Source organism: Bacillus sp. Marseille-Q3570 (assembly GCF_946151055.1).
Lineage (GTDB): Bacteria > Bacillota > Bacilli > Bacillales > Fictibacillaceae > Pseudalkalibacillus.
This window is the reverse complement of sequence record NZ_CAMGYZ010000001.1, coordinates 352,980-369,988: the sequence shown is the minus strand read 5'-3', so window position 1 is coordinate 369,988 and position 17,009 is coordinate 352,980. Positions and strand designations below refer to the sequence as shown.

Annotated in this window: 15 protein-coding genes and 1 tRNA gene; 14 read left to right on the top strand and 2 right to left on the bottom strand. The window is 41.4% G+C overall.

Features of this window, described 5'->3' with window-relative positions; genetic code table 11:
- Positions 1-16 precede the first annotated feature (16 nt).
- On the top strand, positions 17-1,330 hold the full coding sequence (spoIVB, locus tag N8M93_RS01890; RefSeq protein WP_261129378.1) for a SpoIVB peptidase: 1,314 nt from the start codon (positions 17-19) through the stop codon (positions 1,328-1,330).
- A 626-nt stretch (positions 1,331-1,956) separates the two neighbouring features.
- Positions 1,957-2,751, top strand: coding sequence for a sporulation transcription factor Spo0A (gene spo0A / locus N8M93_RS01885; RefSeq protein WP_261129376.1), 795 nt, complete (start codon positions 1,957-1,959; stop codon positions 2,749-2,751).
- Positions 2,752-3,044: 293 nt separating this feature from the next.
- Here spo0A and yvfG read toward each other — a convergent pair whose 3' ends face one another.
- Positions 3,045-3,248: a protein YvfG gene (gene yvfG, locus N8M93_RS01880; protein ID WP_261129375.1), complete on the bottom strand. Its 204-nt coding sequence runs from the start codon at positions 3,246-3,248 to the stop codon at positions 3,045-3,047.
- Between the two features lie 2 nt (positions 3,249-3,250).
- The gene (locus N8M93_RS01875) at positions 3,251-3,496 is read right to left on the bottom strand and encodes a DUF2627 domain-containing protein (RefSeq protein ID WP_261129373.1); all 246 of its coding nucleotides are present in this window, start codon (positions 3,494-3,496) and stop codon (positions 3,251-3,253) included.
- Positions 3,497-3,631: 135 nt separating this feature from the next.
- On the opposite strand from N8M93_RS01875, the gene N8M93_RS01870 reads away from it, so the two are divergent.
- From N8M93_RS01870 to N8M93_RS01815, 12 genes are all read left to right on the top strand, one after another.
- Positions 3,632-5,680, top strand: a complete 2,049-nt coding sequence (locus N8M93_RS01870) for a sigma 54-interacting transcriptional regulator (RefSeq protein WP_261129372.1) — start codon at positions 3,632-3,634, stop codon at positions 5,678-5,680.
- Positions 5,681-5,831: 151 nt separating this feature from the next.
- Positions 5,832-6,725: a phosphate butyryltransferase gene (gene yqiS, locus N8M93_RS01865; protein WP_261129370.1), complete on the top strand. Its 894-nt coding sequence runs from the start codon at positions 5,832-5,834 to the stop codon at positions 6,723-6,725.
- A gap of 92 nt (positions 6,726-6,817) precedes the next feature.
- The gene (gene bcd, locus N8M93_RS01860) at positions 6,818-7,921 is read left to right on the top strand and encodes a branched-chain amino acid dehydrogenase (RefSeq protein ID WP_261129369.1); all 1,104 of its coding nucleotides are present in this window, start codon (positions 6,818-6,820) and stop codon (positions 7,919-7,921) included.
- Positions 7,922-8,055: 134 nt separating this feature from the next.
- On the top strand, positions 8,056-9,174 hold the full coding sequence (buk, locus tag N8M93_RS01855; protein WP_396125344.1) for a butyrate kinase: 1,119 nt from the start codon (positions 8,056-8,058) through the stop codon (positions 9,172-9,174).
- An 18-nt stretch (positions 9,175-9,192) separates the two neighbouring features.
- Positions 9,193-10,614, top strand: a complete 1,422-nt coding sequence (gene lpdA, locus N8M93_RS01850; protein WP_261129365.1) for a dihydrolipoyl dehydrogenase — start codon at positions 9,193-9,195, stop codon at positions 10,612-10,614.
- A gap of 23 nt (positions 10,615-10,637) precedes the next feature.
- Positions 10,638-11,630: a thiamine pyrophosphate-dependent dehydrogenase E1 component subunit alpha gene (locus N8M93_RS01845; RefSeq protein ID WP_261129363.1), complete on the top strand. Its 993-nt coding sequence runs from the start codon at positions 10,638-10,640 to the stop codon at positions 11,628-11,630.
- Positions 11,631-11,642: 12 nt separating this feature from the next.
- Positions 11,643-12,626, top strand: a complete 984-nt coding sequence (locus N8M93_RS01840; RefSeq protein WP_261129362.1) for an alpha-ketoacid dehydrogenase subunit beta — start codon at positions 11,643-11,645, stop codon at positions 12,624-12,626.
- 20 nt (positions 12,627-12,646) lie between these two features.
- Positions 12,647-13,981, top strand: a complete 1,335-nt coding sequence (locus N8M93_RS01835) for a dihydrolipoamide acetyltransferase family protein (protein WP_261129360.1) — start codon at positions 12,647-12,649, stop codon at positions 13,979-13,981.
- 224 nt (positions 13,982-14,205) lie between these two features.
- A complete protein-coding gene (locus N8M93_RS01830) occupies positions 14,206-15,153 on the top strand; it encodes a metal ABC transporter solute-binding protein, Zn/Mn family (protein WP_261129358.1) in 948 nt (315 codons plus the stop codon).
- A 249-nt stretch (positions 15,154-15,402) separates the two neighbouring features.
- Positions 15,403-15,834: a BrxA/BrxB family bacilliredoxin gene (locus N8M93_RS01825; RefSeq protein WP_261129356.1), complete on the top strand. Its 432-nt coding sequence runs from the start codon at positions 15,403-15,405 to the stop codon at positions 15,832-15,834.
- 114 nt (positions 15,835-15,948) lie between these two features.
- A tRNA-Arg gene (locus tag N8M93_RS01820) sits at positions 15,949-16,023 on the top strand.
- Positions 16,024-16,146: 123 nt separating this feature from the next.
- The gene (locus N8M93_RS01815) at positions 16,147-16,512 is read left to right on the top strand and encodes an NERD domain-containing protein (protein WP_261129354.1); all 366 of its coding nucleotides are present in this window, start codon (positions 16,147-16,149) and stop codon (positions 16,510-16,512) included.
- The last annotated feature ends 497 nt before the right edge of the window (positions 16,513-17,009 follow it).

Below are 17,009 nucleotides of genomic sequence, written 5' to 3'. Positions count from 1 at the left end.
TGAGGAGAGTGACTGAATGAAAAGAATTAAAATCAGACAAATAGTCGGCATTCTTCTCCTTGGATTCCTAATAAGCTTGGGTTTTATAAAGCCGATTCAGGACTATCTCAGTGTCCCAACTGATATAACCGTATTCCAGGGAGAGAGCTTAACGATAGATCAGAATCATTCAAATGCTACGGTTCAGACGTCAGATAAGAATGAATCGATTTTGTCGCTTGGAAGTGTTGAAAACAACCCTCACTCCTTTTCCATCGAGGCGAACGAAGATGGCGACGCTGAAGTTACCATGCAGGTTTCGAATATACCTGTCAAAAAGGTGAATGTGAGGGTGCTTCCTGAATTCAAAATCATTCCTGGCGGTCAGAATATAGGTGTTCGATTAAATACCGTAGGCGTACTGGTGGTAGGCCATCATTTAATCGACACTTCTAATGGAGATGTTTCACCTGGTGAAAAAGCTGGAATACAGGTCGGAGATATGATAACAGCAATCAACGGGAAATCCATTCAAAAATTAAGTGATGTAGGACCTTTCGTGAAAAGAAGCGGAGAGTCAGGACAATCGCTTGACCTCACCATCAAAAGAAATGAAGAAACACTTCATAAGAAATTAACGCCAGTGAAAGATGCCTCTGATGCGAGCTATAGAATTGGATTATACATTCGTGATTCAGCAGCTGGCGTAGGAACAATGACGTTTTATCATCCGGATAGCGGTAAATATGGTGCTCTTGGACATGTCATTTCAGATATGGATACAAAAAAACCGATTGTCGTCAATGATGGACAAATCATTGAATCAACAGTCACTTCCATCGAGAAAGGCAAAAACGGGAGACCGGGGGAAAAGCTTGCCCGCTTCAATAACGGAGAAAAAATACTCGGTTCAATATATAAAAATACGCAATATGGTATTTTTGGTAAACTGAAGAATCCGATTCGTAATGGAATAATGGATAAAGCAATGCCAATCAAATTATCCCATGAGGTAAAGGAAGGCCACGCTGAAATCCTGACTGTCGTGAAGGGAGAGGAAGTGAAGAAGTACGAGGTTGAAATCGTAAGTTCAGTTCCCCAGAAGTTCCCGGCAACAAAAGGGTTAGTCGTTAAAATAACAGATCCGGAATTATTAAATGCTACTGGTGGAATTGTGCAAGGAATGAGTGGGAGTCCAATCATACAGGATGGAAAAATAATTGGTGCGGTAACTCATGTATTTGTTAATGATCCGACTTCAGGGTACGGAGTGCATATCGAATGGATGTTACAAGAAGCCGGAATCAATATTTACCAAGAGAATAGGAATGGCGATAAAGTGGCGAGTTGATGACTCGCCTTTTTTACTTTTTTAGAGATAACCCAAACCTTTCAAATGACTAATTACAAAAAACAGTACAAATGCTGCGCTCAAATTGACCAAGTCAAAAAAATCACGTCAAAAGTCAAAAGCCTAAGTCAAAAACTTCATGGGTAAGACTAAAAAATCAAAAATATGTCTGATAATTTGCAAAAACGTCTAAAAACGTCATGAGGAAGTCTAAAAACATAAAAATGAGTTCGACGGACGATTCTTACATCGTCCAGATGGGAGTGAAATTTCCAAAAAGCTTCCTGAAACATGGAAATTCGCCAAATAAGCCGAGCGGATTTCTCAACATCCATCAAAGTGACGAAGGCTCTTCATTCTGGTGTTTTAAACTTGTTCTCGGAAAAATCAACGGCATCTGATATAATAAAATAAAGAAAATTCGACAAAGAACACTAAAAATCGTGGTGTCAAATGGGACTTAAGGTCGAAATTTAAAGGAAAATAGAGCATGATTAAGTATGGAATATTTTTCGATAAAAATTTAAAATTATTAAAGGAAATGTGGTTTGTGTGTGGAAATCATACATAAGACTTTAGAAGAGAAAAAGGAAAAAAATGATTTAGTTATGAGGAGGAACAGCGTAGTGCAAAAAATTAAAGTGTGTTTAGCGGATGATAATAGGGAACTTGTAGGTCTTCTTGATGAATACATTTCTGCCCAGGAAGATATGGAAGTGGTTGGAGTAGCGTATAACGGAAAAGAATGTCTGGAATTACTTGAAGATGAGACGCCTGACGTATTAGTGCTTGACATCATCATGCCCCATTTAGATGGATTAGCGGTCCTTGAAAATATGCATGATCTGAATTTAAGCACTAAACCGAATGTGATCATGCTGACTGCATTCGGACAGGAAGATGTAACTACAAAAGCGGTAGAACTTGGTGCATCCTATTTTATTTTGAAGCCGTTTGATATGGAAAATCTAACGAATCAAATCCGTCAAATCAGCGGATCCAAAAAGTCATTTGTCAAAAACACTTCCAATACAACTTCCAGATCATATACGAAAGAATATAAGCCGAAAAATCTTGATGCTAGCATTACGAGCATCATCCATGAAATCGGAGTGCCTGCCCATATTAAAGGGTATATGTACCTTCGTGAAGCTATTACAATGGTGTATAATGACATTGAATTACTTGGGTCGATCACAAAAGTCTTGTATCCGGATATCGCAAAAAAATTCAATACGACAGCTTCGCGTGTTGAACGTGCCATCCGGCATGCGATTGAAGTTGCTTGGAGCCGTGGGAATATCGACTCGATTTCGAATCTTTTCGGTTATACGGTGAGTATGTCCAAAGCGAAACCGACAAACAGTGAATTCATTGCAATGGTGGCTGATAAATTACGTATCGAGCATAAAGCTGGTTGAAAGAACGCTTAAATCGTAAAAAATTGAGCCAGCTAGTCTATCGTTTCTAGTAAACAGCACTAATACAATAAAGGGGATAGTCCAAAAAAGTGTCAGATACCTCCAATACAACATTTTTGTATCTATACCACGATTTTTTCAAAATGTTGTTAAGTTTGGAGAGGCTCAGATCCTTTTGGACATCCCCCTTTTTATATTTGCATTTAAAGAAAATATAAATACTTTCTTCAATATAAGTGCAACTAAAGCTCAGCCTACGCCAAAGGCTGAGTTTTCTTTAGAATGAAGATGGATCAACGACAATTCTGATAGGCTGTATTTAAGTTCCGTATTCGTTTTACCAGCTCGGAGTTTTTGTTGATGTTATCATTTATGATGGTGGATACCATTGAGACATAGTAACTGTTCATCGCCTGTTGTCTGGAAAATACGTCCTCATTTTGTTCAGCATATGTCTTAAAGTTTTCTTCAAAAAAAGCTACACTAAACTGCTCCATATTTAATTTCCTCCTTTATTCCGGAATTTTTGCTGGACTTTATTCCGTTTCCGGTCTCTATAAAAGATGAAACCACCCACAAAGCCGAATCCTATTATAAACATCAGAATCCCAGCGATCAGCTCAATAATGAAATTCGGAAAAACCGGATGTACGATTCCAAATAGGGAATCCCGTATTAATTTTATCCCTATCACACCTGCGATTCCAGGGACCACTAATATTAAAAGTGCGATTATTCTTGTCATACTGAATCATCCTTTTCTGTCGCTACTCATTTTACCGATTTTATCGTTTCCTGTCTATAAGTGTTTGCGTATGTATAAAACAAAGGGTAAAATAAAAGTGTGAAAAAAATTGCATGGTAAAAATAGGTGTAGCTAATGAAAAGTGTAATCATTATTGGAGCTGGAAAAGTCGGTATTGCTCTTATGAAAATCATCAACAAATCCCATGCCTTGAAATTGAAGGCAGTTATTGATCCTGACAATGAAGCGCCAGGGATTAAAATAGCGCAAGAATTGGAAATAGCAACAGGGACAAGGTGGGAACAATACATAGACCAGCCAGTAGATGTGGTGATTGAGACGACCGGAGATGAAAAAACGTTCACCTCCCTTAGGAAAGTAAAGGATCGACAATGGGTCATCATTCCTCCCTCAGTCGCAGTACTGGTTTCAAATTTAATTGAGGAACAAGAAAAACTGATCAATCAACTATCAAGTCAATCCAGACAACAGGATTTAGTGTTAAGCTCCTCCCACGATGGTGTAATAGCTATTGACCGTACCCGCAAAATCACCATCTTCAATAAAAGTGCCGAAGTGATGACAGGTCTTGAAAATACGCAGGTCATCGGTAAAGAAATCACGGATGCCATCCCTAACAGTGAATTACCACGAATCTTAAATCATGGAAAAACAGAAGTGAATAGAGAACAAGTTTTATACAATGGAAGGAAAATCATTACTACCAGAACTCCGATGATTGATGATGAAGGAAACATAATCGGAGCGTTCGCCGTTTTTAAGGATATCACTGAAGTTGTGGAAATGGCTGAAGAAGTAACGAGTCTGAAAAGTGTACAAACAATGCTTGAGGCGATCATCCATTCCTCACAAGAAGCGATATCGGTGGTGGATGAAGAAGGAAAAGGTCTTATGGTCAACCCGGCTTATACAAGATTGACAGGGTTGAAATCGGAAGATATCTATGGGAAACCAGCTACCACGGACATATCCGAAGGAGAAAGCATGCATATGCGGGTTTTGCGTACCCGTAAGCCTGTCCGGGGCGTACGGCTGAAAGTAGGGCCTAATCGAAGGGACGTAGTAGTAAACGTTGCTCCTGTCATCGTGGATGGTAAATTGAAAGGAAGTGTCGGGGTGATCCATGACATTTCTGAAATACAGTCGTTGACAGCGGAATTACAACGAGCCCGACAAATCATCCGCACATTGGAAGCCAAATATACGTTTTCAGATATCATCGGCGATTCCAGTGAAATGAAATTCGCAATCGAGCAAGCCAAATTGGGAGCATCCACACCTGCAACTGTTCTATTAAGAGGGGAATCAGGGACAGGGAAAGAATTGTTCGCCCATGCCATTCATAACAGCAGCAGTTTGAAGTATAACAAGTTCGTCCGTGTGAATTGTGCCGCCATTTCTGAATCACTGCTTGAAAGTGAATTGTTTGGCTATGAAGAGGGGGCATTTTCCGGTGCCAAAAAAGGCGGGAAAAGAGGATTGTTCGAAGAGGCGAATGGTGGAAGCATTTTTCTTGACGAGATTGGTGAATTATCAAGCGATACACAGGCAAAGCTCTTGAGGGTGCTTCAAGAAAACGAAATCATACGGGTTGGGGGGACTAAAGCAATCCCGATCAAGGTACGTGTAATTGCTGCAACCAATGTAAACCTTGAAAAAAGAATAATCGAAGGCTCTTTTCGGGAAGATTTATATTATCGGATCAATCGACTTCCGATTTTCATTCCTCCATTAAGAGAAAGGAAAGAAGATATCCGTAAACTATGCGATCATCTGATTCGTAAACTGAATCAGGATTACGGACGGAATATCGAAGGTGTCACCAAAGAAGGTATTTCCTATCTCAGCCAGTACCATTGGCCAGGTAATGTACGTGAATTGGAAAATATCCTGGGGAGGGCGATCATCCATCTTTCGTTCCATGAATCGTGGATAGATGTCACATCAATCCCTTCTTTAGATACTGAGGGCCAGTATAGGGCGGAAGTTTCCGTATCGCAAGAGACTGATGTTCCCTTACAGAAGCAAGTCGATCAATTTGAAAAAGACCTGATTCGTAAAACTTTGAATGAATGCAATGGGAATAAGACAAAAACAGCTAAAAAACTTGATGTCTCCTTAAGAAATCTCTATTACAAAATTGACAAATACAAAATTGAATAAATTAGCATGCAATATTTTTCGTGATATGAAGAAATTTGCACAGTTCGATTTGTGAAAACGCCACCATATCAAGGTGATAAAAGTTGGCATGAATCTTGCATTAATAAGACGATGGAAAAGATTAAGTAATAGAAAGGGTTGAAGTCAGGTTATGCATTTAGAAAAACTCATCCAAGAAGCAACCCGCTTGCCCAATAAAGTTGTAGCAGTTGCTGCTGCCGAAGATGAAGAGGTCATCGAAGCAGTGAAAATGGCTTTAGAAAAGGAAATCGCTTCTTTTCAATTGTTCGGTGAAGAAGGAAAGATCCTCTCTTTACTTCAAAATCAAGGGCTAGAGGCTTGTGATCGTTTGAAAGTCATTCCATGCAGCGATCCTGATGAGGCTGCGGCAATGGCGGTCCAAGCTGTGAGCGGCGGACAAGCAGATGTGTTGATGAAGGGGATGGTTCCTACAGCACGTATATTGAAAGCCGTATTGAATAAGGAATATGGTCTAAGAACCGGAAAAGTTCTATCTCATGTTGCAGCTTTTGAAGTGAGTGGTTATGATCGTCTCGTATTTGTAACTGATGCTGCCATGAATATTACACCGGATCTTCAGCAAAAGGCAGATATCATCCAAAATGCTGTAGACGTTGCTGTGAAAATCGGTATAGAAACACCAAGGGTTGCTCCGATAGCAGCAGTTGAAGTCGTAAATCCATCGATGGAAGCTACATTAGATGCTGCAGCCCTTACTCAGATGAATAACAGGGGTCAAATCAAGAATTGCGTTGTGGATGGACCACTAGCTCTTGATAATGCGGTTTCCATAGAGGCTGCAGAACATAAAGGAATCAGAGGCGAAGTAGCTGGAAGAGCTGATATCCTCCTCGTTCCAAATATTGAGACGGGAAATGCTTTATACAAATCCCTGATCTATTTTGCCCGCGCTAAAGTCGGTGCTGTCATCGCTGGAGCTAAAGCACCGATTGTACTTACTTCAAGAGCGGATTCGGCTGAGAGCAAATTGTATTCAATCGCATTAGCTGTACGCGCTGTTTGAAAATTACCAAAAGAGATCAAGTAGCCCCACAGCAGAAACGAGAAAAATTCTTCAAAAAAAATAGATAAGAATTCTTAAGGAGGAATATGAACATGGAAATTTTCAAGTATATGGAGACTTACGATTACGAGCAATTGGTGATTTGCCAGGATAAACAATCAGGATTGAAAGCGATCATCTGTATTCATGATACGACTTTAGGTCCTGCACTTGGCGGTACGAGAATGTGGACATATGAAACAGAAGACGCTGCGATTGAAGATGCGCTTCGACTTGCAAAAGGGATGACATATAAAAATGCTGCAGCAGGTTTGAACCTTGGAGGAGGAAAGACGGTTATCATCGGAGATCCAAGAACAGCTAAAAATGAAGAAATGTTCCGAGCGTTTGGACGTTACATCCAAGGTTTGAATGGTCGTTACATAACTGCAGAGGATGTGGGAACAACTGTCGCTGATATGGACCTGATTCGTCAAGAAACTGAATTCGTAACAGGTGTATCACCAGCATTCGGTTCTTCAGGGAATCCATCACCTGTAACGGCTTATGGTGTTTATCGTGGTATGAAGGCAGCTGCTAAAGAGGCATTCGGAACTGACTCGCTCGAAGGAAAAGTAGTTGCTGTCCAAGGTGTTGGGAACGTAGCTTACAATCTATGTAAACACCTGCACGAAGAAGGTGCACAGCTGATTGTCACCGATATCCATAAAGAGGCTGTTCAGCGTGCGGTAGACGATTTCGGAGCAAAAGCTGTTGACCCAGAAGAAATCTATTCTGTTGAATGTGACATCTATGCACCATGTGCACTTGGTGCAACGATAAACGATGAAACGATTCCACAATTGAAAGCAAAAGTTATTGCTGGAGCGGCAAACAACCAACTTAAAGATACGAAACATGGAGATACTATTCATGAAATGGGGATAGCTTACGCACCTGACTATGTCATCAACGCAGGCGGAGTCATCAATGTCGCAGATGAATTATACGGCTATAACCGTGAACGAGCTATGAAAAAAGTCGAAACGATCTATGACAACATTGCAAGTGTATTTGAAATTTCAAAGCGCGACAATATCCCTACTTATATGGCAGCTGATCGCCTTGCTGAAGAACGTATTGAGCGAAATAAGAATTCAAGAAGTCAATTCCTATTGAACAGCAGACACATTTTATCTCAACGCACAGGCCAATAATATTTAGCTTTGTGAAACGTTGATTGGTTAAGCGAAATTCACGATACTCCTGCGCTTTGCCTTTGGGATGAAGTGGATTACGCAAGATCAACATAACAAAACCTGATTTTTAAAAATCGTTTTTTGAGTCATCAATGGAGGGTTCCGTTTTGCAACAAAGAGAATATCGATTACTTGTAATTAATCCTGGATCAACATCTACTAAGATTGGAATATTTGATGATGAACATTCCGTGTTTGAGAAGACCATTCGTCATGAAAGCGAAAAAATCAATGAATTCGAACACATCATCGATCAATATGAATTCCGCAAAAATGTCATTCTGGAGACATTGGACCATGAAGGAATCAATGTTTCTAAGTTAAGTGCAGTGGTTGGACGTGGTGGTCTCCTTCGTCCAATTGAAGGTGGAACCTATAATGTGAATGATTTAATGCTAGAGGATCTCCGTAAAGGTTATTCCGGAGAACATGCTTCTAATTTAGGCGGGATCATCGCTTTTGAGATTGCGCGGGGGTTGAATATTCCTTCATTTATTGTCGATCCGGTAGTTGTTGACGAATTAGCGCCACTTGCAAGAGTTTCAGGAGTACCGGAAATAGAAAGAAAAAGCATATTCCATGCACTGAACCAAAAAGCAGTCGCACGAAGAGTGGCAAAGCAGTTAGGCCGTTCTTACGAAGAACTTCGTTTGATTGTTACGCATATGGGTGGAGGAATTACAGTCGGTGTACATCATGAAGGAAAAGTCATTGACGTAAATAATGGATTACATGGAGAAGGACCATTCTCTCCTGAAAGAGCTGGGACCGTCCCGGTAGGGGATCTCGTGTCTATGTGTTTTTCTGGAGAATATTATGCAGAAGAAATCATGAAAAAACTGGTTGGTAATGCAGGATTTGTCGGTTATCTCGGTACGAATGATGCTGTGGAAGTCGAAAAGCGGATTGATGCTGGTGATGAAAAGGCAAAGCTGGTTTATGAAGCGATGGCTTATCAAGTCGCCAAGGAAATTGGGGCAGCAAGTGCCGTGCTGCATGGCAAAGTCGATGCAATCGTACTGACAGGCGGACTTGCTTATGGTAAGGATTTTGTAAATGAAATCACTGAACGGATCGAATGGATCAGTGATGTGATCGTACATCCTGGGGAAAATGAACTTCAAGCATTGGCTGAAGGCGGGTTACGTGTACTACGTGAAGAAGAAGATGCGAAAGAATATCCAAATCAACCTATAGAACAAAGCATTTAACTGAAAGGGGAATGAATCATGGCTGAGAATTATGATCTCGTCATCCTCGGTGGAGGTACTGGCGGTTATGTAGCAGCAATTCGAGCTTCCCAGCTTGGATTATCTGTCGCCATCGTTGAGAAAGGAAAATTAGGAGGGACATGCCTTCATAGAGGTTGTATCCCGAGTAAAGCATTATTAAGGAGTGCAGAAGTTTTTGCAACGGCTAAGAAAGGTGAAGAATTCGGTGTCATCGCAAAAGATGTAGCCTTGAATTTCGAGCGTGTCCAACAGCGTAAACAAGGTATCGTCGATCAGCTTCATAAAGGTGTACAGCATCTTATGAAAAAAGGGAAGATCGATGTGTATGAAGGACATGGCCGGATATTAGGTCCCTCTATCTTCTCACCGATGCCTGGCGCGGTTTCGGTCGAGTATAACAATGGGGACGAGAATGTCATTCTGGTACCAAAAAACCTGCTCGTCTCAACCGGATCACGTCCAAGAACATTACCTGGCCTTGATATTGATGGTGAACTCGTCCTGACATCGGATGAAGCATTGGAACTTGAAGAGCTTCCATCATCAATCATCATTGTCGGAGGAGGCGTCATCGGAATTGAATGGGCTTCAATGTTCATTGACTTCGGGCTTGATGTAACCGTATTAGAATACGCTGATCGAATTGTTCCTACCGAGGACAAAGAAATTTCGAAAGAAGCGACACGCATTTTGAAAAAGAAAGGCGTAAAGATCGTCACTGGTGCAAAGGTTTTGCCTGAGACCCTTGAAAAAGGAGAAGAGGTGACGATCAAAGCTGAACATAAAGGCGAAGAGAAATCTTTCTCTGCAGATAAATTATTGGTTTCTGTAGGTCGCCAGCCGAATGTTGAAGACATCGGCCTTCAGAACACAGAAATCCAAGTAGAAAAGGGTGCAATCCAGACGAACGAATATTATCAAACCAAGGATTCGCACATTTATGCAATCGGAGATGTGATCGGTGGACTTCAATTGGCTCACGTCGCCTCTCATGAAGGTATCGTAGCGGTTGAACATATGGCTGATCAGAATCCGCATCCGATCGACTACACGATGATTTCCAAGTGTATCTACTCAAACCCTGAAATGGCAAGCGTAGGGTTGACCGAAGATGAAGCAAAGGAACAGGGCTATGATATTAAAATCGGCAAGTTTTCGTTTAAAGGAATCGGTAAAGCACTCGTTTATGGACAATCTGATGGTTTTGTAAAACTGATTGCTGATAAAGAGACAAATGATCTGCTTGGAGTCCATATGATTGGACCACACGTAACAGATATGATTTCTGAAGCAGGCCTTGCAAAGGTTCTGGATGCAACACCATGGGAAATCGCACATTCTGTCCATCCGCATCCGACATTGTCAGAGGTAATCGGAGAAGCGGCCTTAGCAGTAGATGGCAAAGCGATTCATAACTAGGATATTTTAAGGAGGGCAATATGATGGCCGAAAATCGTCATGAAAGATTAGGTTTATCTGATGAGCAAGTAATCAAGATGTATGAAACGATGTTGATGGCAAGAAAAATCGATGAAAGAATGTGGCTGTTGAACCGAGCAGGTAAGATTCCTTTCGTCATTTCGTGTCAGGGACAAGAAGCGGCTCAAGTAGGCGCAGCCATGGCACTCGACAAAGAAAAGGATTACGCACTTCCTTACTATCGGGATATGGGTGTGGTCCTTTGGTTCGGCATGACTGCATGTGATCTCATGTTATCCGGTTTTGCAAAAGCTGAAGACCCCAACTCAGGCGGACGCCAAATGCCTGGACACTTTGGACAAAAGAAAAACCACATCGTTACAGGTTCTTCACCAGTAACAACTCAAGTCGGACATGCAGTAGGAATTGCATTGGCAGGGAAAATGGAAGGGAAGGACCTTGTGACGCTCACTACTTTCGGTGAAGGATCATCCAACCAGGGTGATTTCCACGAGTCTGCAAACTTTGCGGGAGTACATAAGCTTCCAGTTATTTTCATGTGTGAGAACAATAAGTATGCCATTTCTGTTCCGATCTCTAAGCAGCTTGCTTGTGAAAAAGTATCCGATCGAGCAATCGGTTATGGTATGCCAGGCGTCACTGTAGATGGAAACGACCCACTGGCTGTTTATGAAGCGGTTAAGGAAGCTGCTGAACGCGGCCGTCGCGGTGAAGGTCCTTCCTTGATCGAAACCGTGTCTTACCGTTTGACACCTCACTCAAGTGATGATGATGACCGTGCATATCGTGAGCGTGAAGAAGTTGAAGAAGCAAAACAAAAAGATTCACTGATCACCTTCAAAAAGTACCTTGAAGAACTCGGAATCTTGACAGAAGAAAAAGCAAAAGAAATCACTGAACGCATTAATAAAGAAGTGGATGAAGCTACGGACTATGCTGAGGAAGCACCGTATGCAGAGGCTGAAAGTGCGCTCAAATACGTGTATGCGGAATAGGGGGACGAAAAAATGCCGGTAATTTCATATATAGAAGCTGTTACACAAGCATTGCGTGAAGAAATGGAACGTGATGAAAAAGTATTTGTACTTGGAGAAGACGTTGGGGTTCGTGGCGGTGTTTTCCGTGCAACTGCTGGTCTTTATGAGCAATTTGGAGAAGATCGTGTAATCGATACACCTTTGGCTGAATCTGCAATCGCAGGAGTAGGAATCGGCGCAGCAATGTATGGTATGCGTCCTGTTGCTGAGATGCAATTTGCTGATTTTATCATGCCTGCAGTCAACCAGATTGTTTCTGAGGCTGCTAAAATCCGTTATCGTTCAAACAACGATTGGCATTGTCCAATCACAATCCGTGCACCGTATGGCGGTGGAGTCCATGGAGCACTTTACCACTCCCAGTCTGTTGAAGCGCTTTTCGCGAATGTTCCAGGTCTAAAGATTGTCATGCCTTCGACTCCTTATGATGTAAAAGGACTATTGAAAGCAGCTATCCGTGACGAGGATCCAGTCCTTTTCTTCGAACATAAAAGGGCGTATCGACTGATCAAAGGTGAAGTACCTGAGGATGACTATACACTTCCAATCGGTAAAGCTGATGTGAAACGTGAAGGTGAAGATATCACAGTCATTACATACGGACTGTCCGTACACTTCGCTCTTCAAGCGGCTGAAAAGCTTGAAAAAGACGGAATTTCAGCGCATGTCCTTGATCTACGCACGGTTTATCCACTTGATAAAGAGGCAATCATAGAAGCAGCATCTAAAACAGGGAAAGTCTTGTTGGTGACTGAAGACAATAAAGAAGGAAGCATCATGAGTGAAGTTTCAGCGATCATCGGCGAACATTGTCTGTTCGATCTCGATGCTCCGATCCAGCGTCTTGCTGGGCCTGATGTGCCGGCAATGCCTTATGCACCGACAATGGAAAAATATTTCATGATCAACCCAGATAAAGTCGAAAAAGCGATGCGCGACTTAGCGGAATTTTAATCTCCAAGGAGGGAAACGAAATGGCAACAGAAAAAATATCCATGCCCCAGCTTGGTGAGAGTGTTACAGAAGGAACGATCAGTAAATGGCTCGTTCAAGTTGGAGACGAAGTAAAGAAATACGATCCGATTGCAGAAGTCATGACGGATAAAGTCAACGCTGAAATCCCATCATCTTATACAGGTACGATCAAAGAGCTGGTAGCTGATGAAGGAGATACCATCGAGGTAGGTGAGCTTGTCTGTTACATTGAGACAGAAGGCGGAGCTGGAGCTAAGGAGAAAGAAAACGTACCGACCGAAGTCGACCCTGTTGAAGATTCTTCAGCAGAAGAGCAACCTGCTGAAACTCCTCCTAAAAAGGAAAAACCGAAGCAGCCTAAAGAAGGTAAAGCGCGTTATTCTCCAGCTGTTCTACGATTAGCACAAGAAAATGATATCGACCTTGAGCAAGTCGAAGGAACTGGACGAGAAGGACGCATCACCCGTAAGGATCTTCAAAAGCTGATTGATTCCGGTGAAATCCCGAAAGCTGGAGACAAACCGAAAGAAGCAGCAGCTCCAGCACCTGAAAAAGCGCCGGAACCGAGACAAGAGCCTGCAGCTGTTACAACCAAAGCAGCATCCAAACCGATGAACATCCCTGTTGAAGAAGGCGATGTTGAAATTCCAGTAAGTGGTGTGCGCCGTGCGATTGCTGATAACATGGTACGGAGCAAACATGAAGCACCACATGCATGGATGATGATGGAAGTAGACGTAACGAACCTCGTTGAATATCGTAATAGTGTGAAAGGCGACTTCAAGCAAAAAGAAGGATACAACATCACTTTCCTTCCATTCTTTATCAAAGCAGTCGTCGAAGCACTCAAGGAATTCCCGATGATCAACTCGATGTGGGCAGGGGACAAAATCGTTCAGAAGAAAGCGATCAATATTTCCATCGCTGTCGCAACCGAAGATTCGCTTTTCGTCCCTGTCATCAAGAATGCAGATGAGAAGAGCCTGAAAGGTATTGCGAAGGACGTTAATGAACTTGCTTCTAAAGTCCGTAGCGGCAAGCTTTCCGGAGATGATATGAAAGGTGGAACTTTCACTGTCAACAACACAGGTTCATTCGGTTCGATCCAATCAACACCGATCATCAACTATCCTCAAGCCGCGATCCTCTCAGTAGAATCGATTGTGAAGCGTCCGGTTGTAATGGATAACGGTATGATCGCAGTCCGTGATATGGTCAACCTTTGTATGTCACTCGACCATCGTGTTCTGGATGGGTTGGTTTGCGGAAGATTCCTATCACGTGTCAAGGAAATAGTCGAAAACACAAGTAAAGAGAATACATCAATCTATTAAAATAAAGGGAAAACGTGCTGATTGCAGCACGTTTTCTTTTTCACATTTAAAGAAAGTATAAAATACTTTCTTCAATATAAGCGCAACTAATTCATGTAAGAATGAGAACGATACAGATTTTTTATACTATAAATAGAATAAAGATGTTGAAAATCGTAATGGTTACGATATAATAAATAGTGCTCTGAAAATAAATCGGAATCATTACGAAAGGAGCGGCAACAGTGCGGATACTTTCATTTTTACTCATGTTCGTTTTCATCATTTCAGGATGCGGTCAAAAGGAATCAAACATTGACGGCGAAAAAGGTACTGATTTTATCATTTATACATCCATATATCCTTTACAATATTTTGCGGAAAGAATTGGGGGGGATTCCGTAAAGGTCGAGTCAATCATCCCTCCAGGCTCAGATGGTCACACATATGAACCGACGACGAAAGAACTGCTCCATATTTCTAAAGCTGATTTGCTCATCTATAATGGTGCTGGTTTCGAGGGGTTCGTCGGAAAAGCGAAAAAATCTTTGGAAAGCCAGAATGTTGCCTTTTTGAATGCATCTGCTCATATTACCGAGAATGAATCAGACCATGAAAACAGTCATGAAGATGAGCACCACGAGCACAGTGATCATGAACATGGAGAAATCGATCCTCATCTATGGCTTGATCCTGTCTATGCAATCGAGATGGCTCATATGATAAAAGATGAGATGATCAAGCAACGACCTGACAACAAAGAAGAATACGAAGCAAACTTCAAGGCATTGAAAAGTGACCTGGAAGAACTTGATCATGAATTTGAGGAACTTGCCGAAAACGCACAGCGCAAAGAGTTCATCGTGGCACACAGTGCTTACGGAAATTGGGAAAAGAGATACGGTTTCAAGCAAATCTCTGTATCTGGTACATCACCTTCACATGAGCCATCACAAAAAGAAGCACAAGCAATAATCGATTTTGCTAAAGAAAACGATGTTCCTTATATCATATATGAAAAGAACATTACCTCAAGTGTTGCGAAGATGATTCAGAAAGAAGTGGACGCGGAGGCATTATACTTGAGCAATCTGGAGTCACTTACTGAAGAACAGATGGAGCAAAATGACGATTACATCAGCGTCATGGAAGAAAATTTATCTACGTTGAAAAAAGCTTTAAATAGCAAATAAAAATTTATGGAAAAAAGTTTTAAATTTTGGGAACGGGGTAAATAAATAGTACAACACCTCTATACCCCCTAACCCCCTTTCTAAAGTGAGCCTCGTGCTTGCTTTTTTTTTGCTGTTTTCGCAAACTTTGTTGCTCTTGCACTTAAAGAAAGTATAAAATACTTTCTACAGTAAATCTGTAAATTTGCGATACACCCTAACTTTCGAATAAAATAGTAAGTAACAGGTTACGAAAGGGTGTGGATGGTATTGAATATGAATTTCAACATGTTCATGAATGATGTGGTTGTGACTGCACGTAATGAAGCAAAAGAAGCAGGATTTGCTGAATTGACGAGCCCAGAAGAGGTAGAAGCGGCATTTGGTAAAGAAGGTACAACCCTGGTACTGGTGAACTCCGTCTGTGGTTGTGCAGGAGGAATCGCAAGACCTGCTGCTGGTTACGCCTTGCATAAAAGTGATGTTAGACCCGATCATGCAGTGACGGTATTCGCTGGCCAAGATAAGCCTGCGACTGAAAAAGCGAGATCTTACTTTACAGGATATCCTCCGTCATCTCCTTCATTTGCATTGCTGAAGGATGGAAAATTGATGGCTATGGTTGAGCGTCATGAAATTGAAGGATCTGAACCGATCGAAGTAGTCCACAAATTACAAGATGCATTCAAAGAACATTGTTAAGATACGTGTCACCGGCATTTGTCCGGTGGCATTTCGTATTGGTTAAAGACAATGGCTTGGCCAAGTCTTGACAGTGATGGCGATATGCCGTAAACTAAAGTCCTGTCCAAAAATGCGTCCATAGTGAAATGGATATCACACGAGATTTCGGCTCTCGTATTCTGGGTTCGAATCCTGGTGGGCGCGCCATACTACTAAACATTGCAAACCTGCGTAAGCGGGTTTTTTGTTTTTTTAGTAGGTGGGTGCCGGAGCTGTCGAAAATTGTCGTAATAAGCATATCTATGACGATTGGCCGATAGATGCTCGATTTTGGCCGTAGGAAGCACGGAAAACAATTACCACTTTATCTTGAGCAATTGTCAGCATTGGTTGGCAGGACACTCGAAAAACACCCTAATTTATTTACGAAAGCTTCCTCAAGAAAAATATTTTATTTTTCATCACATTAGGCTACCTTCTGGCAATAGTTATTTTCAAATGGATATTATACTTCTCTCCCGCCGTTTATTCCTTTTCTTAGAAGTAAAAAACATCTCTGGTACTCTTTTTTTTGAAGATAAATTCAATCAAATGACCCGTATTAATGAAGATGGGAAAGAAGAAAGATTCCCAGAATCCTCTGATTCAAGTATACAATCAAAAAGAACAGCTTCTTTCATGGCTTCGGAAAAATAACTTTTCAATCCCTCCAATTGAATCTCAAATCGTTATCAGTAATCCCCACACCATACTAAAAACCTCTTCTGAATATGTACGTGCTCCATTTATTATACATAGCGAAGAATTATTGAATCGAATCAAATATTTAGAGGACACTTTGACAGAAAAAGACAGAAATATTATCACGGATAGTTTATTATCAAAACACACTGAGTTTAGAGCAAATGTGCAAAACAATATGATATTTGTCCAGAAGAGTTACATCCAGGTGTAAAATGTCCGTATATCTTATGATGGAGAGGGTTTGGGGGAAATGGGTCTGTTTAAAATGTAACACCTCTTCGAAAAAAGCTTACTTATCTGGACTTCGAGATTACGCCCTACTGATCAACCCAGAATTTTTCGAATCGACAAATAAAAACCTTCCTTAACTTATCTTCTAATAGGGTTACAAAGAAATTGCTAACAAATGTTGATCTTTCTATCAGTGGTGAAAAAAGCAAACGGAAATA